The organism is Delftia sp. DT-2 (assembly GCF_028401915.1).
Classification (GTDB): domain Bacteria; phylum Pseudomonadota; class Gammaproteobacteria; order Burkholderiales; family Burkholderiaceae_C; genus Comamonas; species Comamonas tsuruhatensis.
The window spans coordinates 1-19,706 of the sequence record NZ_JAQOTI010000019.1 but is presented as its reverse complement, the minus strand read 5'-3'; the positions used below and the strand labels follow the sequence as shown (position 1 = coordinate 19,706).

Sequence of the window (19,706 nt, the reverse complement as noted above, 5' to 3'; positions counted from 1 at the left end):
GTATTGGGTGTGTCGGGTGCGGCCGCCGTTTACTGGCCGGTGCCCACGCGCAGGGCGAAGTCGGCGAAGTAGCGATCGGTGATGCGCTGGCGAAAGCCCAGGTCCTCCAGCGGAGGCACGGGCGTGTAGTCGTAGTCCAGCACCAGCTTGCCGGCCTTGAGCGTGGCGGTCTCGTTGACCGTTTCGTCGTACCAGGCCTTGCCATCCAGGATGTAGCCCAGGGCCTTCAACTCGCGGAACTTGGTGTTGATGCCTTCCAGGATGTCCTTGACCAGGCTGGGGTGCATGGGCTTGTCCACGGCCCAGAAATGCGCCTCGGCCATGGTGTCGGCCAGCACCTGCGCGGTGCGCACGCTGGACTCGAAGCGGAACAGCTCGCTGTCCGTGCAGGTGCGCGAGCCCCAGAAGCGGTGGCCCTGGCTCTGGATCAGCGTGGTGATGCCGGCCTGGTTGAGGATGCCGGCCTCGGTATCGGGGCTTTGCAGGTCCCAGTGCACATCGCGCGAGATGCCCAGCACGCCGGACAGCGGCACGTTGGACAGCGTCTTGTGCCAGCCCTGCTCCTGGTCGATGCGTGCGCGCAGGCCCAGGGCGTAAGCCACGGGCGAGGCGTCCTGCACGGCGGCGGTGGACAGGTCCAGCGCCTTGAAGCCGGGCCACAGCAGCATCAGCTCGCGCTGGCCGAAGTGCTCGCGGTAGGCCTGGGCCTCGGCCACATCGTTGCCGATGGCCGCTGCATACGCAAAGCCGCGCAGCTTGATGGCCACGGACGCCAGCGCGTCGGTCACGGCCTGGCTGTCCAGGCCCGGCGCGCCCAGAATGCGCGGCTTGACGCCGAGCTGTGCCTGGGCCGCCAGCAGCGCCTGCAGGCCCGTGTACTGGTTGCCGGTGGTGGTGCCGATGACCTTGGCGTCCTGGTCGGTGCGGCGCTCGGCCTCGGTGGCGCCTTCGCCATCGGCCACGCGCACGACGACCAGCACCGGGCGGCACTGCTCCTTGATGGCGTTCAGCGCCTGGGCCAGCGTGCCCTTGGTGCCGGCCTTGCCGATGGCCGCATCGACCTTGGTGACCAGCACCGGACGGTTCAGCGGGAAAGTCGCCGCATCGGCGTCGCTGGCCGTGGCCACGAGGCCGATGACGGCCGTGGACACGATGCGGATGGAATTGATGCCTTCGCTCACTTCCGTGACGCGAATGCCATGATGGAACGGGGCTGTCGCCATGGTGTTCTCCGGGTTGGGGGGTGGTGGGGCCGTGGGGCTGTCGTCAAAAAGGGGTGGTCACGGCTGTTCGTGGGCTTGTACGGGGCCGTCCAGGATTTCCTGGGCACGCCCCGCGGCGATGAGTCCGAAGGCCTCGAACCGGCGCAGGCTGTCGGCCAGTTCGGGATCGTCAAGATCGATGAAGCGTGCCTGCTCGATGTCCTTGAGCAGCGAGCGCAGCGTGGCCGCGTTGAGCCGGTCGGCCTCGCCCGCCTCGGCACGGTCCACCACGGCCCACTCCAGCGCCGTGCGCTCGACCACGGTGAAGCGGCGGCGAAGGGCGTGGGGGGTGATGTGGCGGGGTGGCCTGTGCGATGCGGCCGCTGGCAGGCGTGTCCCCGCCAGCCCAAGCCGCAGCGGCGTGCCGGTCCTGCGCGTGCGATGGCCAGAGCCGGGCACTGCCGGGATGCGGTCTTGCAGGTTGGCGATGATGTTGCTGTTCATATCGGCAGGATGGCCCTGGGCAAATTGGCCGGGTGGCCAGGTGTCGCGACGCTGGCGCATGCCCCCGGTGTCTTGATGTTCGTCGGCGAGCGCCTGCGGCACCAGCGATCCCGGCTGTAGGCCTGGCTGGCACGTCTGCCCGTTTCAGACGGGGCGCAGGAATGGTCGTGAAAGAAAAAGCCCGCCAGGGTGGCGGGCTTGTGGTGGTGGCGCGACCAGGTCAGGCCGGCAGCTCCTCGGGGCGCGGCGGCGTGTCGGTGATCTGTAGCGCGCGGCCGTTAGCGATCAGGCCCACATCTTCCAGCAACTGCACGCAGGCCGCCACATCGGGGTCGTCCAGGTCGATGAAGCTGGCCAGTTCCTGATCCTTGAGGTTGCTGCGTAGCTGCGCGGCCTGCATGCGCTCGTTGCTGGTGGCGTCGGAGCGGTCCACGGCGGCCCATTCGATGGCGGCGCGCTCGGCTGCGGTGAATCGGCGGCGGAAGGCCAATGGGGTGAGGTGGCGGTGCTTCTCCTGGGGGACTGGCAGTCCCTGCTGCTCGGCCAGGCGCCAGCGGCCAGGATACAGGGCCTCGGCGGTGGGTTCGTCGGCCACGATCGTGTTCTCTGCTTGTTCCTGTGCATTCAGGACTTCAATGATCTTCATTGTTGCTCCTCACTTGGCGCGCTTGAAAAGTCGCACATGTGCCAATCCCGAACCACCGTAACGCGGCGCATTGACGGCCGAAATGCCCGCAGAGGCACCACGTCCTGGTAGCGACGGAATGGAGGAGTCTGACCAGCCGCCACCGCCCGCGAAAAGGCCCGAATACAAGCCTTGCCCGTTGGCGGATCCGACTCCCGGCATGCCGGGAGAAATGCCAGGAAACGTGACGTCAAAGGGCCAGAAGTAGTAGCCCACAGGAACGCCCCATCCACCGCCATTTAGGTCTACAGCATGATCCCCGATGGCGGGGCTGGTGCTATAGGTGAAATTTCCTACGTCCACGGCAGCACCTCCGCCTGGTCTGTCACTTGCCGGCTGTCTTCCAGCGCGCCAGAAATCAGCACCTATTACCGTAGCTACAACCGGGGCCTTCGCGGTTGCACTGGCGGGGCCAGCATCTCCGCCCTTGCAAGTCATGATCGTGACTCCTGCGTAGCTGATGATGGTGTCGCCGCCAGCGTTCGTGCGTGTGTCCCTGTCAACAGGGGCGCCGCCTGCTGCGATGGTGAATGCAATGGTTTGCCCGGCGGACACCGCAAAGGTTTTGACCCCCCAGGGCGCGGAATTGCCGGCCATCAGGTTCTTGCCGCCGCCCGCACCGCCACCCATGCCCGCAATGACGGCCCATCCGTCATCGGGAACGGTGATGGTCTGCGTGCTGAAGATCATTTCCGAACGAGTCAGGAGCAGGTTTCCGCCCATCAATTTGCTGAGTTCCATATCGTTATCCGATGGACAGTGTCCAATAGTTGGCCCACGAGTAGTGAAGCGTCACACGCCAAACGTTGGCGTTGAACACCACGTCCTCATAGACGTTGTTGATGACATGCGCGGCATTGCCTCTCCGTAGCGTGAAATTACCTCGCTCCCAAAAGCCCCAAGGGTCCACCAGCACGATGGTGTCGCCCACCGTTGGATATGTCGGCAGTGGCCTGCTGTAGACCTCGGCGGTGTAAAGCGAATATTCGATGCCAGCAACCAGAGGCACGCCGTTGTTCGCATAGCTCGAGTGAGCTTGCATCAGTTGCTGGACCCGGGTCATTCCGTTGAAGACTTCCTGCGAGGTGCTCGCGTTGACCACTGACACCAAGTCCATCTTTTTTTTGTCAATCTTGCCGTCCAGCGTCGCTAGCTGTTGCTGTAGCTGCTGCACAGCAGTTGCCAATTCCTGGGAAGCCTTTTGCTTCGCACTATCAACGCTCTGGGTTGTGAACTGGTCGAGGACCTGCAGCGCGGCCTTGCTGGCCTTGGTGTCCAGGAGCAGGCCCATGGAAACGCTGGCTGCGTCGATGAGTTGCACCGCCTGGCGCAGCCGCAGCACGTCGTCCTCGAGCCGGTTGTCGGGGTGGGGCAGGGGCCAGCCCTGCGCTGTCTTGTCGTCGTGCAATGTCATATCACGATGGCTCGCAGGTTGGTGACCTGGGGACGGGCGCTATGGCTGCCCGTGAGCACCAGGCGAACTCGCAGGCGCTCGGCGTTGATGCCGGCCAGGCGATAGGTGATCTCCAGCACGCCGGCGGTCTGCGGGCTGGTACTCAGGTAGGGGACGTTTACCCAGGTGCTGCTGCCCTCGGCCTGCATCTGCACGGCCAGGGAGCTGCCGGCAGGCAGCAGGGCCTCGGCCACGACGCTGAGCGTGGTGTTGCTGCCAGCGTTGATGGTGGGGCTGATGTAGTCGCCGGTGTTTTGCAGGCTGGCTGCGGCCAGTTGCATGCCGGGCAGCAGATGGGCTGCCAACTGGGTGTTGCCCGAGAGCTTGGCGCGCACGGCCACTTCGCCGTTGTAGCGGCTGGCCAGTTGCACAGGCTGGCCGGCTGCAGCTTCCAACGTTGTTCCATCCTCCAACTGCATGGCAAAGACCACTTGAGAGTCTGCGGCAGGCAGCATGGCCCCGGCCTGCACCATGAGGTCAGTGGCGTCCTGAACGGCAAAGCTGCCCAGTTCGATGGTGCGGGTGTTGGCCGTGTGTTCAGCCGCCAGCAGTTCGAAGGCGAGATCGCGCGTCTGGTGTGGCGTCCAGGTGCTGGCGTTGCTGCTGGACAGCAGCACGCCCACGCTGTAGGGCTGGCTGGTGACCCATTGCGCGCGGGCCTGGTCCCAGCCACCGAGTTCGGCCACGGCCACGGCGGTGGTCATGTCGTTGGTGAGGATGACGATGGCGTATTCGACGCCGGCTTCCAGCAGCTGGGGCGCCCACTGAGCAAGAGTGGGCTTGCCTGCGGCGATGTCGGCGCGGATCTGCTCCGGCTTGAGCACGCATTCGGAGATGACGCCGCGCGAGGGAACGCCGCCCGTGACTTCGCGCAGTTGCACCTGCACGTCCTCTTTGCCCGGAGTCGTGAACCACAGGCGTGTTCCGCAGACTTCGCGCGTGGTGCTCAGCGTGAAGGTCTGGGCCAGCGGATCCCAGCCGGTGGGCCATATGACGACGACCACAACGGAGGCCAGCGTACGGCTGCGCAGCGTGCCTTGACCGGTGAAGATGGTTTCTGCATGGCTGCCGCCTCGGCCTGTGAAGCGCACGGCCTTGGTGCCTGCAGGCACTCGAGCCGGGATTTTGAACTTGCCTTTCAGACCTTGTGCCGTGGCCACCAGCGTGCCGCCAGCCAAAGGCTCGGGCGTGACGGGGATGCCATCGAAGCCCACTTCCGTCAGCGTTTCGCCCACGGGGAAGTCGATCCAGAACTGCACATCGATCTGGCGCAGGAACTCGATGTTCTTGGATGTGTCCGAGAGCACGCGCTCGGACTCGCCGCTCCAGAAGCTCTCGATGATGGGATTGGCCCAGGTGGTCTGCACCTCGGTCCAGTAGTCCACGGCAGGGGTGAGTTTGATGGAGCTGGGCAGTGGGTCAAAGGCCCCGTAGGGATTGACCAGCATGGTGGTTGTGCGGCCCAACTGGCTGAGCACGGGCACGGCCTGGTAGGGCGTGGTCTGGGGGGTGGTGATGTCGGTGCCGATCTGGTGCAGTTGCACATTCAGGGGCAGGCGCAGATGCCCGCCCAGGATATGGCCGGTCTGCGCACGCCCCGCATCGCGCAGGCCGTTGTTCAGCATCGGATCCGCAAACAACCCCTTCTTGACCCCGCTGTGCCGCCCCGAAACGTCCACCGACAGCCGCAGCTCGGCCAGGTCGGCGTAGATGGTCTGGATGTGGTCCTGGTAGGCCTTGAGGGTCTGCATGGGCACGACGCGCACGGCGTCCTGGTCCACGCGGCGGTTGCTGTCCCAGCTTTGGTAGACCGAGGCCAGGGCCAGGGTGCCGCTGGGTGCGGCCGGGACCTTGGGCGACCAGGCGGCGGGCACGCCGGGCACCCATTGCAGCTGGCCTTCGCTGTTGAGCACCAGGCGGTCGTAGCGGCGCAGCGCGTAGTGGTAGCTGACCAGCACCAGGGTGTCCTTGAGCGCGCCTTCCACGGTGAAGCCCGTGGAGTCCACGGCCGTGGGCGTGGCGTTGAGCATGTACTGGTAGGTGACCTGGTAGGTGCTGCCGGGAACGGGCTCGGCGCCCGAGGGGCTCCAGTCGATCTGGCCGCCGACCAGCTTCCAGTCCGTGCCCTGCACGTAGGTGGTGCCGGCCTGGACCACGCTGTCCACGGCCAGTACGGCGTTGTCGGGCAGCGGGTCGGCCGCGCCCGTGAAGCCGCCGTGCGTGAGCGTGACGGTCTTGCGCGCCTGCACGCGCACCTGGGGTGTGCCGACAGCGGGCTGGCGGTCGAAGCGGATGCGCTGGGCGGCCGTGCCGGCCGAGGTGTGGGGCTCGCTGTCCACGAAGAACAGGTCGGGCTTGGCCTCGTAGACCAGGCGGCGGCTGGCACCCAGCTCCAGCGGATGGCCGTTGACGCGGGCGGCGCCTTCGCGCACGGTGTAGACCTGCTGGCCGGTGGCCAGGTCCTCGCCCATGATCACGTCCAGGCCGCGCACGACGTAGGTGCCGCCCGCGCTGTCGCGGTCATAGCGGGCCAGGGCCTGGGTGACGGCGTCGATGTTGGGCGGCGGCTCCTTGGGCATGACGGAGCCGTCGATGATGGTCCACACGGGATAGAAGGTGCCGGCCGTGCCGTCGCCCTGCGCACCCCAGACCAGGGTGACGCGCTCGCGCAGCGCCCCGGGCTCGCCATAGCCGCGCGTGCCGGCGGCGGGGTTGAGCAGCTCGGGGTCCTGCAGCTCGGTGACGGTGTCGGTCTGCAGGTAGGCGCCCACGTAGACCGTGCCCACGGTGGCCACGGTGAGCGTGCCCGGCGTGATGCCGCGCACGGCGCCGGCCACGTAGAGCGCGCCGGCCTCGATGGTGGTGGCGCCCGTGTCCGCAGAGGTGATGCACTGGCAGCCGCGGACGATGTCGCCCTCCTTGAACAGCACATCGGTGATGCCGCGCAGGCGGTGCTGCTGCATGCTCTGCAGCTCGTTGAGTTCGGCCGATTGCAGCACGCGGTCGGCCGCGAACTGCAGCCTGTCGTAGCGCTTGCCGGCGTCGAAGCGGTCGTAGATCTTGGTCTGGCTCATGGGGTGCCGTTCAGAAGGGGAGGATGATTTCTTCGACCTGGCGCACGCTGCCGCTGCGCAGGATCCGGGGGCGGCGCTCCAGCGTGTACAGCTCGCCCTTGCCGGTCAGCTGGCTGGCCAGCACCCAGCGCTGGCCGGGCGGCACGTCCGTGGCGACCTGGGTGCCGAAGAACACGCCCATCTCGCGCACGTCCTCGCCCTTGGCGTCGTCGAAGCCGAAGGCCGCGCGCAGGTAGACGAAGGTGGTGGGGGTGTCGCTGACGCTGTAGCGCGCGCCGCTGGGCAGCTCGATCTCGCCGTTGTCGTCGGGCCGCGCAAAGCGCACCTCGGTGACCAGGCGGCGGCCGATTTCGTCGACCAGGGCGTTGGCGGTGATGGGTTCGGGCTCGGGCGCGGCGTCCCAGGCGGGCAGGCCGCGGCCCCAGGCGATGTGGATGGTCTGGGCGGCGACGGCCTTGGCGAGGGCGATGCGGCCCGCTTGCTGCAGAACTGCCATGTTCAGGGTTCCTCGGGTTCTTCGGTGGTGGTGGTGCGGGTTTCGAAGGATCGGCGCCAGGGCGTGCTGTCCCAGCGTCCGGTCCAGGTACGGGTGTTGTCGTGCGGGCGCTCGGTGCTGGCCCAGGGGTGCAGGCTGGCCAGGGCCAGCGGAGCGGGCGCCGTCCAGGCGCTGTGGGTGGCCATGGCCTGGGCGGGAATGGGCCGCAGCGGCGCGTAGTAGGCGGGCTCGCCCGTGGTGGTGGCGTTGACTTCGGTGATGCCCAGGCTGGCGTCGATCAGGATCTCGCTGTCCAGCGTCCAGGCATCCAGCAGCATGCGGTCGGCATAGGTGGCGATGGTGGTGACGCGGAACAGTTGGGCCGTGAGCACGCCGTCCGAGGGCGGTGCCTCGGTGCCGGTGCGGCGGGGCAGGCCCTGGCTGAGCTTGACGGGTTCGCCATACGGCGACACATCGATCCAGGTGCCGCTGTCGTTGTCCAGCATGCCGGCGTCCAGGCCCGGGCCGTGGTCCAGCCGCAGCGGGCGCAGGTCGTGGCCGTGGAAGACGCGGTAAAAGCGCACATGCGCCGGCAGGCTGGCGCGCACCACATGGGCCACGCTGGCCAGCTCTGCGTCGCCGATGATGCGGCCCAGGTCCAGGTGCAGCCAGGCACCATCCTCGTCGAGCTGCGCGCCGTCATAGCCCAGCCAGCCCAGCGCACGTTGCATGGACGCGGCCGTGCCGCGCTCGCGCAGCCAGGGCAGACCGTTGGCGATGAGGGCGGGTACGTCGTCAAAGTAGCGATCGAACTGGGCGATGCCCCATTCGGCCGCCAGCCAGGGCAGAAAGGCCGCAGGCTCGCCATGGGCCGGCGCGGGAAAGGCGCCGGCCAGGCCATCCCAATTCGGGACGACCTGGTCCACGGCCTTCTCCAGCGCCGTGGCGTTGGGCGGCAGCACGTGGCGGCGGGGCGCCGTCGGGACGATGGCGGCGGTGCTCATGCCTGCAGGCCCTCGTCCACCAGCTGCACTCGGCCCAGCACCGGGTATTCGTCGGCGGCCAGCGGCGTGAGCTCGGCCGGGGCCTGGGCGTCGGGGTAGGTGACGCGGGCAATGCCGTCCACATGCAGGCGCGTGGTGATCCACGAGCGCGGCACATCGCGGCCCAGCAGCGCGTAGGCGGCGATCTGGGCGGCCAGGCCGGCTTGCAGGCGCGCCACGATGTCCACGGGCGCACCGGGCTCGCGCAGCAGGTGCGCCGTGATGTCGATGGGGTGCGGGCGCGCCAGCGATACCGACACGGGCACGCCCAGCGGCCGTGCGCCTGGCGCATTGAGGGCCGACAGCACGATGGCCAGGGTCTCTTCGGCCTGTGCGGGCTCGACCAGCCACAGCTGCACGCTCACGCGGCCGGGCTGGGGCTGCGTGGCGATGGCGCTGTGCACATTGGCGCTGGCCGTCATGGCCAGGTGCTCGTAGTGCTCTGCCGTGCCGCTGCCGGCCAGCGCGCGCACGCGCAGCAGGATGCGCTGGCGGTAGCGTTCGTCGCTTTCCCCGGGCAGTCGGGCCACATCGTAGAAGGCGCCCTTGTGGTCCAGGTCCGAGCCCCGGGCGAACGCAATCAGGTGCGCACGCGCGGCATCGTTGACGCGCGCCCGGTACAGCAGCTCGCGATAGGCGTGCGCCTCCAGCAGCTTGTTGAGCGGCTCGCTCTCCAGCGCCAGGACCTCGGCGGACTCGGGGTGGCGCGCCAGCAGATCGGCGCGGTGGGCGTCGAGGATGCGCTCGAAATCCAGCGTCTCGACGACGCCGGGCGGCGGCAGGGCGTCCAGTGCAGGGGTCATGTCTTGCTTCATGAAAGGGTGCGGGCGATGGGCATCTGCAGGCTCAGCGGGGCCGGGCGGCGCGTGTTGTTGAAGGTGCCGATCAGCGTCAGGTCGGCGCGCCCGGGTGCGGCCGGATCGCGCTCGATCACGATGCGCGTCAGCCGGATGCGCGGCTCCCAGCGCATCAGCGCGCTGGCCACGGCGGCGCGCAGGCGCGCCTGGGTGGCGTTGTTGTCGGGCTGGTCCAGCAGCGCTGGGACCAGCGATCCATAGTCGCGGCGCATCACGCGGGAGCCGATGGGCGTGGACAGGATGTCGGCCACGCTCTGGCGCAGATGCTCCATGCCCTCGATATGGCGGCCTGTATGGCGGTTCATAGCGGCCCCTGCGTGATGGCGTCGCCCGCCCTGACGCCACTGTGGCGGTGGCGCAGCAGGCTGATGGGGCCGGTGGTCACATCGGGCGCGCCGGCCAGGCCTTGCGCATTGACGGTGGCCGAACCGCCGCCGGCCTGCAGGCTGATGCCTTGCTCGTCGATGCTGATCACCGAGTTGCCCACGCGCAGCGTGATGCCATGGGCCACGTTGATGTTGAGACGGCCCGTGGTGCTGTCGTGCTCCATGAAATCGGTGGGGCTCCACTGCGTGTGGCATACCCCTTCGCGGTCGCTGGGCTGTGCTGCGGCGCTGCTGTAGATGCCGGTCAGCGCCACGGCGCCCAGCAGGTCGCCGCCGGGCGACAGCAACACGCACTGCTCGCCCACCGCAGGCGGCCACCAGACGCTGGCGTTCTCGCCCGCGGCGCGCAGGGCCAGCCAGGGAATCCAGTTGGTGGTCAGGTTGCCGGTCTTGACGCGGCAGCGCGCAGGGCGCGCATGGCGGACTGCGGCGATGGTGCCCGTACGGATCAGCCCCTCCAGGCGGCGGATGATCTCGTACGGGCTCTCGGTTTGTGCGACGGGCGAATCCATGGCGTTCATGGTGCCGGCCGGGCCCTTGCGTGTCGCCGTGTGCCAGGCGTATCGCACGCCGCCACATGCAGCCCGGCATGGAGCAGGGCCACGCCTCAGCGCGGGTCGTAGTTCCACTCGGCCACCTTCTCGCCGAACAGGAACAGCTCCCACAACTGGCGCTGCGCAATGTCGAGCTGGCCCGGCGGCTCGGGCTTGTAGATCAGGTCGAAGGCACCGGGGCTGCCCTCGCGCGGGCGCGCCAGCACGGCCTCCACCAGGTCGATCTCGATGGCGAGCTGCTGCGGCTGCGAGGCGGCTGCAGGGTCCGTGGAAGGAGGCGCAATGTCGAAGCGGATCGCCTGCTCGCGCCTTTCGGCATGGTCGAACAGGTCGGGCTGGTGGCGCCGCGCCCAGACCAGCAGCGGCACGGTCACGGCATCGATGCTGCCGGTGAAGTCCGCAATCACCAGGCTCAGCGTGTAGCGGTATTCCCAGGAAAGGGACGACGTGCCCGTGTTGACCACACGGCCCCTCTGGATGGTGAAACGGATGTTCCCCGGCGACTGTTGCAGTTGGGGCAGGGCAGCTACGAGCGCGTCGCGCAGGCTAGCGGGCTTGAGCATGGCGTGGGTCCGGGGTCATGGTGCTTGTCAGGGCGCTGGTCAGCGCGAGTCCGGCGTCGTAGGCGCGCTCGCAGGCGCTGCCTCGGTGGCGGGCGTCGTCAGCAATGCGCGCCAGCGCTCCCGCTCGCTCGTCAGCGCGGCGCTGCAGCTCGGCGAGCAGATCGAGGGCTGCGGTGTCTGGCGCGCACTGTCCGGCAGCGGCGCGAGTCTGGGCGGCGGCACGGTGGGCGGTGAGGTAGCTGGCGAGGTCGCCGCGCAGCCGGCCAGCAGCAGCGCGGGCAGCATCGGCATCCGCCGCAGCGCGCGCCAGGGCCAGGTCCGTGTCGCGTGCAAGAAAGTCGAGGCGTTCACGGTAGGCTCCTTCCCGTTGTCGATAGCGTTCGGATGCGTGCAGCGCGGCGGTGGCAGCGGCCTCGCGGTCGGTCGCCAGATCCGTGCGTGCCTGCGCCGCATCGCGTTCGGCGCCCAGGCGTGCCAGTGACTGCCAGACCAGCAGCGCCGCCAGCAGCAGGGCCAGCAGCTGCCAGGCATGGGTTTGCAGGCGGTCCATCAAGGCTGGGCCTCCATGCAGGCCGCGTGGCGTGCCTGCTGGCGTGTCCACACGCCGCGGCATACCTTGTTGCCGGGTGCAGAGCAGTCAAAGCGCCAGCGCGTGGGCCGGCCTGCGCCATCCCATCGATAGGCGCTGAAGCCCTGCAAAGGCTGGCTGCTGGTCATGAATCGCCAGGACAGGTAGGACTGGCAGGCGCCGGCGTAGTCGCCAGCCCGTGTCCTGGCCAGCATCGAGGAGCCGCGCCAGGCCCCGCAGCCGTATTGGCCTGCGAAGTCCACCGCCTGGGCGAACTCGGCCGGGTGCACCCGCGTGTCGCCCAGCGAATCACGCACGCAGGCGCCGTACTGCTGCTCCAGCAGGTTGATGGCCAGCTCGCGCGCCCGTTCGCGGGTGATGGGCGGGTCGGCCAGGATCACGCGCGTGCCGTCCTCGTAGCGCGTGGCGCCATGGCCGATGGTGGGTACATCGCCGCGAACCGGGATGATCGGATCTGCGCTGAAGCCTTCTGCGGCAATCCAGGCCGCGAGAGTGGCCGCGCCAATGCCCAGGCCTGCCGCTGGCATGCGCGCTGTGCTCATGGGGCCGCTCCGGTGTCTGTGGCGGTCGAAGACGCCTTCCTGCGCGCAGCGTCCTCGGCCTGGCGCGCGCGCCGGTCCTCGCGTTCATTGCGCCAGCGCCACAGCAGATACGCGGCCTGCAGCAGCACGTAGACGATGGTCAGCGCGGTGGCGGTATGGGTCATGGTCCAGCCATTGGCCACGTTCGCGGCCACGACGGTGACGGGAGGCGCGGCCTTGGCGCCTTCCAGGGCGGCGGTCTTGACGATGGTTTCTCGGTCCATGTCAATCCCAGAAACTGATCAAGGGCAGGCTGGGTGCCTGGGTGGGTTCGGTCAGCTCGACAGCCAGGCCGGCGGGCAGGTGGGGCCCGTGGGCCGACAGGCCCGGGTTGCGCTCCAGCGTGGCTTCCACCACGCCGCGCGTGGCGCCCAGCTGGCGCATGCACAGTTCGTCCAGCGTTTCGTATTCACGGGCAATGGCCTGCATTAGTCGCACTCCCTGTGCCCATGGGTGGCGGTATGGGCAGGGGGCGATATCGCCTGATCCGGCGCAGGAATGGGAATGGGAATGGCAAGACTCACTGAAGCTCCTCGTGGGCCGGCCCGCATGGACCTGTTCCTGGTGCACCCGCCATGCATGTGGCTGCGGATGCCGGGAACGCCTCAGTCCACCGGATCACGGAGGCACCGGGCAGGCGGTATGCCGGGTCCGGCGCGCGGGCCGGGGTTGAATGCCATGTTTGCCCAGGGGCGCCAGCCGGGCAATCGCCGAAGCCTGTGCGCAAACCGGGCACACCATCGGCGTATCCGGTGCAGGAACGACAAGGCCCCGCAGGGCGGGGCCTTGTCGAGGCGAAGGTGGGCTGGGCTAGCTGCGCTTGCTGCCAATTGCCTGGCTACGATGCAGATGGTCGGACAGGTCGCCCGCCGCCGCGCTGAGCTTGCGTGACACCGGCAGCAGCAATGCGGTAATGGCCGAGGCGTGCACGGCCGTGCCCCGGGCTGCAGCCAGCAGCTCGCAGATGGCGGCCACTTGCTCGCTGGCGCTTTCCACATCGTCCCTGACCGTCTCAATCTGGTGCTGCATCACGTCTTCTTTCTACTGTATGCACATACAGTATAGGTCGAATGGGCAGATGTTTCAATTTGAAGTGACCCTGTTTCATCTGCTGATTGAGGACGGCAAGCGGGGTTTTGATCAGGTCGTGTACATGTCGACCTGGGGTGTGCAGAGTGCACCTCGAGGCTTTTGAACGGCCCGCGCGAATCCCGCGCTGTGAAGGCAAGTGATTGTTTTTGAATGGTTTACGACCCGCCCCCCGCGCACCACGCACCAACGCCGCTCAACTGCGGCGAACACTGCTCAAGCCCGCTTCCTGCAGAGGAGGCGCATTGGCCAGGCGGATTGCGGGATTCCCCTGCAAGAGCGCGCGTCCGGAGGTTAAAACCGCCTCGTTTATAATGTCCGGCTTCGCTTACATCACGGGTTGAGCGAACCATGTGCGGTCCCCAGCGGCCAGGCGCATGTGATGTAAGCCCTTGAAATCTGAGGTGCCGCGCGGCCGACTGGCTTTGGCTCGCGTTGCACCGTGACTTTTGCGCAATACGGTGCGGGCTGTACAGCAGCCGGCACGGTCCAATCCCTCATAGGAACAAACATGGCCGTTACTGTTGAAACCCTTGAAAAGCTCGAGCGCAAGATCACGCTGAGCCTGCCCCTGAACTCCATCCAGAGCGAAGTCGAGAACCGCCTCAAGCAAGTGGCGCGCACCGTGAAGATGGACGGCTTCCGTCCCGGCAAGGTGCCGATGAGCGTGGTGGCCCAGCGTTATGGCTACTCGGTGCAGTACGAAGTGCTCAACGACAAGGTTGGCGAGGCTTTTGCACAGGCCGTCAACGAAGCCAAGCTGCGCGTGGCTGGCCAGCCCCGCATCTCCGAAAAGGAAGGCGCTCCCGAGGGCGAGGCCCAGTTCGAAGCCATCTTCGAAGTGATGCCTGAAGTCAAGATCGGTGACCTGACCTCGGCCGAAGTCGAGAAGCTGACGGCCGAAGTGGACGACGCCGCCATCGACAAGACCGTGGACATTCTGCGCAAGCAGCGCCGCACCTTCGCGCAGCGCGCCCAGGCCGATGTGGCCGTGGACGGCGACCGCGTGACCGTGGACTTCGAAGGCAAGATCGACGGCGAGACCTTCTCCGGTGGCAAGGCTGAAGACTTCCAGTTCCTGGTCGGCGAAGGCCAGATGCTCAAGGAATTCGAAGACGCAGTGCGCGGCATGAAGGCCGGCGAGTCCAAGACCTTCCCCCTGGCTTTCCCCGCTGACTACCACGGCAAGGACGTGGCCGGCAAGACCGCCGACTTCCTGGTGACGGTCAAGAAGATCGAGGCCGCCAACCTGCCCGAAGTGGACGAGGCTTTTGCCAAGGCCCTGGGCGTGGCTGAAGGCACGGTCGAAGGCCTGCGCGCCGACATCAAGAAGAACCTGGAGCGTGAAGTCAAGTTCCGCGTCCAGGGCCGCAACAAGCAGGCCGTGATGGACGCGCTGGTGTCCAAGGCCGAGCTGGAACTGCCCAAGGCCTCGGTGCAGGCTGAAGTCGCCCGTCTGCTGGAAGGCGCTCGCGCCGAGCTGCAGCAGCGCGGCATCAAGGACGCCGACAAGGCCGAGATCCCTGAAGACGTGTTCCTGCCCCAAGCCGAGCGCCGCGTGCGCCTGGGCCTGGTGGTGGCCGAGCTGGTGCGCGCCAACGAGCTGCACGCCACCCCCGAGCAGATCAAGGCCCACGTGGAAGAGCTGGCCGCCAGCTACGAAAAGCCCGAAGACGTGGCACGCTGGTACTTCGGCGACCGCCAACGCCTGGCTGAAGTCGAAGCCGTTGTCATCGAAAACAACGTGACCGAGTTCGTGCTGGGCAAGGCCAAGGTCTCCGACAAGGCCGTGTCCTTCGACGAACTGATGGGCCAGGCCTGAGGGTTTGAGCACCGCCTGCCTGCCGCTTCGTGAGATCGGCGGGCGGGTTGGCATCTGCGGGGCTTGTGCTTTGGCGCACAAGCCCCATTTTCTTTCCGGATACGGCTAAAGTAGCCCCCTAGTACTGGAGAAAACATGAGCGCATTGGAAACTCAGGGTTTGGGCATGATCCCAATGGTCATCGAACAGTCCGGCCGCGGAGAGCGGTCGTACGACATCTACTCGCGCCTGCTCAAGGACCGGGTGATCTTCCTGGTGGGCCCTGTCAATGACCAGACGGCCAACCTCGTCGTGGCCCAGCTGCTGTTCCTTGAAAGCGAAAACCCCGACAAGGACATTTCGTTCTACATCAACAGCCCCGGCGGCTCCGTAAGCGCCGGCCTGGCCATCTTCGACACGATGAACTTCATCAAGCCCGATGTGTCCACGCTGTGCACCGGCATTGCAGCCAGCATGGGTGCCTTCCTGCTGGCCGCTGGCACCAAGGGCAAGCGCTTTGCGCTGCCCAATTCCCAGGTCATGATCCACCAGCCGCTGGGCGGCATGCAGGGCCAGGCCACCGAGATCGAGATCCACGCCCGCGAGATCCTCAAGACCCGCGAGCGCCTGAACAAGATCCTGGCCGAGCGCACGGGCCAACCGCTGGAAAAGATCCAGCACGACACCGAGCGCGACTACTTCCTGTCCGCCGACGAAGCCAAGGACTACGGCCTGGTCGATCAGGTGATCAACAAGCGCTCCTGAAGCCCGGAGGCTGTATGAGAATGGGCGGCGTTTTCCCCCTACGGAAAACGCCGCTTTCCATTTGGTTATCATCCTTTTCCATATTTCTGTAACAAGGCACCGACCCCATGGCCGAGAAAAAAGGCTCCTCCAGCGAAAAAAACCTTTATTGCACCTTCTGCGGCAAGAGCCAGCATGAGGTCAAGAAGCTGATCGCGGGTCCGTCAGTCTTTATCTGCGACGAGTGCATCGATCTCTGCAACGAGATCATCCGCGACGAGCAGCCCAGCACCGAGGCCAAGGACGGCCGAGGCGACCTGCCCACGCCCGCCGAAATCAAGGCCAACCTGGACAACTACGTGATCGGCCAGGACCTGCCCAAGCGCACGCTGGCTGTCGCCGTATACAACCACTACAAGCGCCTGCGTCACAAGGACAAGGCCGGCAAGGACGAGATTGAGCTGGCCAAGAGCAACATCCTGCTCATCGGTCCCACGGGCTCCGGCAAGACGCTGCTGGCGCAGACGCTGGCGCGCATGCTCAACGTTCCCTTCGTCATGGCCGATGCCACCACGCTGACCGAGGCCGGCTACGTGGGCGAGGACGTCGAGAACATCATCCAGAAGCTGCTGCAAAGCTGCGAATACGACGTCGAGCGTGCGCAGCGCGGCATCGTCTACATCGACGAGATCGACAAGATCTCGCGCAAGTCCGACAACCCCAGCATCACGCGTGACGTGTCGGGCGAGGGCGTGCAGCAGGCCCTGCTCAAGCTCATCGAAGGCACCATGGCCAGCGTGCCCCCGCAAGGTGGCCGCAAGCATCCGAACCAGGACTTCCTGCAGATCGACACGACCAACATCCTGTTCATCTGCGGTGGCGCGTTCGCGGGCCTGGAGAAGGTCATCGAGAACCGTACCGAGGCGTCGGGCATCGGCTTTGGCGCCACGGTCAAGAGCAAGAAGCAGCGCTCCATCTCGGAAGTGTTCCAGGAGATCGAGCCTGAAGACCTGATCAAGTTCGGCATCATCCCCGAGCTGGTCGGCCGCATGCCCGTGGTCACGGCCCTGGCCGAACTGGGTGAAGACGCCCTGGTGCAGATCCTGACCGAGCCCAAGAACGCCCTGGTCAAGCAGTACAGCAAGCTGCTGGCCATGGAAGGCGTGGAGCTGGAGATCCGGCCCGCCGCGCTCAAGGCCATCGCCCGCAAGGCGCTGGCGCGCAAGACGGGTGCGCGTGGCCTGCGCTCCATCCTGGAGCAATCGCTGATCGGCACCATGTACGAACTGCCCAATGCCGACAATGTCGAGAAGGTGGTGGTGGACGAGTCCACCATCGAAGACGGAAAAGCACCGCTGCTGGTTTACCGCGAGGCGGCCAAGAAAGCCTGATGCGCCGCTGCCTGCAAAGGTCCGGCAGCGCAAGTCCCTGTGGCCCGAAATCCTTTCGGGCTGCGGGGTTGAAATACACCGGTGGGCGGACCATCTTCCGCTGACAAACCGAGGATTCCCATGTCAGGACATACCCCTTTGCCTTCCACCCCCCTAGACCTGGCGCTGCTGCCGCTGCGCGATGTGGTCGTGTTCCCCCACATGGTGATCCCGCTGTTCGTGGGCCGCGCCAAGAGCATCAAGGCGCTGGAGCTGGCCATGGAGGGCGACCGCCGCATCATGCTGGTGGCCCAGAAGACCGCCTCCAAGGACGAGCCCACGGCGGCCGACATGTTCGACGTCGGCTGCGTCTCCACCATCTTGCAGATGCTCAAGCTGCCCGACGGCACGGTCAAGGTGCTGGTCGAAGGCCAGCAGCGCGCGCTGGTCAAGCAGGTCATGGATGAAGAGACCCACTTCGTGGGCTCCGTCGTGCCCGTGGCGCCCGAGGCCGAAACCCACAAGCCCAGCGAGATCGAAGCCCTGCGCCGCGCCGTGACGCAGCAGTTCGACCAGTACGTCAAGCTCAACAAGAAGATCCCGCCCGAGATCCTCACCTCCATCGCCAGCATCGACGATGCCGGCCGCCTGGCCGACACCATCGCCGCGCACCTGCCGCTCAAGCTCGAGAACAAGCAGGCCGTGCTCGACCTGGTGGACATCAAGGAGCGCCTGGAAAACCTGTTCGAGCAGCTGGACCGGGAGGTCGACATCCTCAATGTCGACAAGCGCATCCGTGGTCGCGTCAAGCGCCAGATGGAAAAGAACCAGCGCGACTTCTATTTGAACGAGCAGGTCAAGGCCATCCAGAAGGAGCTGGGCGAGGGCGAGGACGGCGCCGACATCGAAGAGATCGAAAAGAAGATCAAGCTCGCTCGCATGCCTGCCGAGGCGCGCAAGAAGGCCGAGGCCGAGCTCAAGAAGCTCAAGCTCATGTCGCCCATGTCGGCCGAAGCCACCGTGGTGCGCAACTACATCGATGTGCTCACGGGCCTGCCCTGGAGCAAGAAGACCAAGATCAAGCACGACCTGGCCAATGCCGAGGAGGTGCTCAATGCCGACCACTTCGGCCTTGAAAAGGTCAAGGACCGCATCCTTGAATATCTTGCCGTGCAGCAACGCGTGGACAAGGTCAAGGCGCCCATCCTGTGCCTGGTCGGACCTCCGGGCGTGGGCAAGACCTCGCTGGGCCAGTCCATCGCCAAGGCCACGGGCCGCAAGTACGTCCGCATGGCGCTGGGCGGCATGCGTGACGAGGCGGAAATCCGCGGCCACCGCCGCACCTACATCGGCGCCATGCCGGGCAAGGTGCTGCAAAGCCTGGACAAGGTCGGCACGCGCAACCCGCTGTTCCTCCTGGACGAAATCGACAAGCTCGGCATGGACTTCCGTGGCGATCCGTCGAGCGCCCTGCTGGAAGTGCTGGACCCCGAGCAGAACCACACCTTCGGCGATCACTACGTCGAAGTGGACTTCGACCTCAGCGACGTGATGTTCGTGGCGACCTCCAACTCCATGAACATCCCGCCCGCGCTGCTGGACCGCATGGAAGTGATCCGCCTGTCGGGTTACACCGAGGACGAAAAGGTCAACATCGCCATCCGCTACCTGCTGCCCAAGCAGATCACCAACAACGGTGTGAAGGAAGGCGAGATGCGGGTGGAGGAATCCGCCATCCGCGACATCGTGCGCTACTACACGCGAGAGGCCGGCGTGCGTTCGCTGGAACGCGAGCTGTCCAAGATCTGCCGCAAGGTCGTCAAGGGCCTGCAGCTCAAGAAGCTGGAGCCCACCGTCGTCGTCACTGCCGACAACCTGCCTGACTACCTGGGTGTTCGCAAGTACACCTATGGCCGTGCCGAACTGAACAACCAGATCGGCCAGGTCGTGGGTCTTGCCTGGACCGAGGTCGGCGGCGATCTGCTGACCATCGAGGCCGCCATCATGCCCGGCAAGGGCGTGATCTCGCGCACCGGCTCGCTGGGCGACGTGATGAAGGAATCGGTCGAAGCCGCGCGCACCGTGGTGCGCAGCCGCTCGCGCATGCTGGGCATCAAGGACGAGGCCTTCGAGAAGAAGGACATCCACGTGCACGTGCCCGATGGCGCCACCCCCAAGGACGGCCCCAGCGCGGGTGCGGCCATGACGACGGCCTTCGTCTCTGCGCTGACGGGTATCCCGGTGCGTGCCGATGTCGCCATGACTGGTGAAATCACGCTGCGCGGTGAGGTCACCGCCATCGGCGGCCTCAAGGAAAAGCTGCTGGCGGCCCTGCGTGGCGGCATCAAGACGGTGCTGATTCCCGAAGAGAACGTCAAGGACCTCCAGGAGATCCCCGACAACGTCAAGAGCGGCCTGGAAATCATTCCCGTCAAGTGGATCGACCAGGTCCTCAAGGTGGCGCTGGAACGTGTGCCAGAGCCTCTGTCCGACGAGGAGGCCGCCGCCGTGGCCCCGGCGGAAACCAAGGCTGTGGAGCCTGCAGTCAAGCACTGAAGATGAAAAAATGTAGCGTTTTTCCTGAACCCTCCAAGAACTACGCTACAATTCATCCCATCGCAGCAAACGACGTTGTAGAATGTCAGGCTTCGATAGAAACGCGGGAATAGCTCAGTTGGTAGAGCGCAACCTTGCCAAGGTTGAGGTCGACGGTTCGAACCCGTTTTCCCGCTCCAG

General features: G+C 66.3%; 21 protein-coding genes and 1 tRNA gene. 5 read left to right on the top strand and 17 right to left on the bottom strand.

The annotated features are described in order from the left end of the window. Window positions 1–29: 29 nt before the first annotated feature. From PO605_RS26600 to PO605_RS26520, 17 genes are all read right to left on the bottom strand, one after another. Entirely contained in the window at window positions 30–1,223 is a 1,194-nt protein-coding gene (locus PO605_RS26600; protein ID WP_074923270.1) for a phage tail sheath subtilisin-like domain-containing protein, read from the bottom strand. A 57-nt stretch (window positions 1,224–1,280) separates the two neighbouring features. Further along, on the bottom strand, window positions 1,281–1,766 hold the full coding sequence (locus PO605_RS26595; RefSeq protein WP_272207144.1) for a hypothetical protein: 486 nt from the start codon (window positions 1,764–1,766) through the stop codon (window positions 1,281–1,283). Between the two features lie 160 nt (window positions 1,767–1,926). Then, complete coding sequence (locus PO605_RS26590) at window positions 1,927–2,352, bottom strand: hypothetical protein (RefSeq protein WP_272207143.1); 426 nt, start codon at window positions 2,350–2,352, stop codon at window positions 1,927–1,929. Between the two features lie 9 nt (window positions 2,353–2,361). Further along, entirely contained in the window at window positions 2,362–3,132 is a 771-nt protein-coding gene (locus PO605_RS26585) for a hypothetical protein (protein WP_272207142.1), read from the bottom strand. A 4-nt stretch (window positions 3,133–3,136) separates the two neighbouring features. Beyond that, window positions 3,137–3,805 carry a hypothetical protein gene (locus PO605_RS26580; RefSeq protein ID WP_272207141.1) on the bottom strand — a complete coding sequence of 223 codons (669 nt, stop codon included), beginning with the start codon at window positions 3,803–3,805 and terminating at the stop codon, window positions 3,137–3,139. Beyond that, on the bottom strand, window positions 3,802–6,918 hold the full coding sequence (locus PO605_RS26575; RefSeq protein ID WP_272207140.1) for a DUF4815 domain-containing protein: 3,117 nt from the start codon (window positions 6,916–6,918) through the stop codon (window positions 3,802–3,804). Before PO605_RS26575 ends, PO605_RS26580 begins: the two co-directional genes overlap by 4 nt. 10 nt (window positions 6,919–6,928) lie before the next feature. After that, window positions 6,929–7,414, bottom strand: coding sequence for a hypothetical protein (locus tag PO605_RS26570; RefSeq protein WP_012204516.1), 486 nt, complete (start codon window positions 7,412–7,414; stop codon window positions 6,929–6,931). A gap of 2 nt (window positions 7,415–7,416) precedes the next feature. Further along, window positions 7,417–8,397, bottom strand: a complete 981-nt coding sequence (locus PO605_RS26565) for a phage tail protein (RefSeq protein WP_141833969.1) — start codon at window positions 8,395–8,397, stop codon at window positions 7,417–7,419. After that, window positions 8,394–9,239, bottom strand: coding sequence for a baseplate assembly protein (locus PO605_RS26560; protein WP_227468420.1), 846 nt, complete (start codon window positions 9,237–9,239; stop codon window positions 8,394–8,396). The genes PO605_RS26565 and PO605_RS26560 overlap by 4 nt, the downstream gene beginning before the upstream one ends. An 8-nt stretch (window positions 9,240–9,247) precedes the next feature. Further along, the gene (locus tag PO605_RS26555; protein WP_272207139.1) at window positions 9,248–9,598 is read right to left on the bottom strand and encodes a GPW/gp25 family protein; all 351 of its coding nucleotides are present in this window, start codon (window positions 9,596–9,598) and stop codon (window positions 9,248–9,250) included. Then, window positions 9,595–10,248: a phage baseplate assembly protein V gene (locus PO605_RS26550; protein WP_272207138.1), complete on the bottom strand. Its 654-nt coding sequence runs from the start codon at window positions 10,246–10,248 to the stop codon at window positions 9,595–9,597. Before PO605_RS26550 ends, PO605_RS26555 begins: the two co-directional genes overlap by 4 nt. 38 nt (window positions 10,249–10,286) lie before the next feature. Further along, window positions 10,287–10,796 carry a phage tail protein gene (locus tag PO605_RS26545; RefSeq protein ID WP_272207137.1) on the bottom strand — a complete coding sequence of 170 codons (510 nt, stop codon included), beginning with the start codon at window positions 10,794–10,796 and terminating at the stop codon, window positions 10,287–10,289. Next, entirely contained in the window at window positions 10,780–11,346 is a 567-nt protein-coding gene (locus PO605_RS26540) for a DUF2514 family protein (RefSeq protein WP_334313826.1), read from the bottom strand. The genes PO605_RS26545 and PO605_RS26540 overlap by 17 nt, the downstream gene beginning before the upstream one ends. Beyond that, complete coding sequence (locus PO605_RS26535; protein ID WP_272207135.1) at window positions 11,346–11,927, bottom strand: glycoside hydrolase family protein; 582 nt, start codon at window positions 11,925–11,927, stop codon at window positions 11,346–11,348. Before PO605_RS26535 ends, PO605_RS26540 begins: the two co-directional genes overlap by 1 nt. After that, entirely contained in the window at window positions 11,924–12,190 is a 267-nt protein-coding gene (locus PO605_RS26530) for a hypothetical protein (protein ID WP_074923280.1), read from the bottom strand. The genes PO605_RS26535 and PO605_RS26530 overlap by 4 nt, the downstream gene beginning before the upstream one ends. Window position 12,191: 1 nt before the next feature. Continuing rightward, window positions 12,192–12,395, bottom strand: coding sequence for a tail protein X (locus PO605_RS26525; RefSeq protein WP_209672686.1), 204 nt, complete (start codon window positions 12,393–12,395; stop codon window positions 12,192–12,194). A gap of 381 nt (window positions 12,396–12,776) precedes the next feature. Continuing rightward, on the bottom strand, window positions 12,777–12,995 hold the full coding sequence (locus tag PO605_RS26520) for a hypothetical protein (RefSeq protein WP_016445086.1): 219 nt from the start codon (window positions 12,993–12,995) through the stop codon (window positions 12,777–12,779). A 571-nt stretch (window positions 12,996–13,566) separates the two neighbouring features. Between PO605_RS26520 and tig the strand changes: the two genes are divergently transcribed. From tig to PO605_RS26495, 5 genes are all read left to right on the top strand, one after another. After that, entirely contained in the window at window positions 13,567–14,877 is a 1,311-nt protein-coding gene (gene tig / locus PO605_RS26515; RefSeq protein ID WP_016445087.1) for a trigger factor, read from the top strand. A gap of 135 nt (window positions 14,878–15,012) precedes the next feature. Continuing rightward, complete coding sequence (clpP, locus tag PO605_RS26510) at window positions 15,013–15,621, top strand: ATP-dependent Clp endopeptidase proteolytic subunit ClpP (RefSeq protein WP_016445088.1); 609 nt, start codon at window positions 15,013–15,015, stop codon at window positions 15,619–15,621. A gap of 107 nt (window positions 15,622–15,728) precedes the next feature. After that, entirely contained in the window at window positions 15,729–16,991 is a 1,263-nt protein-coding gene (clpX, locus tag PO605_RS26505) for an ATP-dependent Clp protease ATP-binding subunit ClpX (RefSeq protein WP_012204530.1), read from the top strand. Window positions 16,992–17,111: 120 nt separating this feature from the next. After that, window positions 17,112–19,526, top strand: a complete 2,415-nt coding sequence (gene lon, locus PO605_RS26500) for an endopeptidase La (protein WP_016445089.1) — start codon at window positions 17,112–17,114, stop codon at window positions 19,524–19,526. A 103-nt stretch (window positions 19,527–19,629) separates the two neighbouring features. Further along, a tRNA-Gly gene (locus PO605_RS26495) sits at window positions 19,630–19,705 on the top strand. The last annotated feature ends 1 nt before the right edge of the window (window position 19,706 follow it).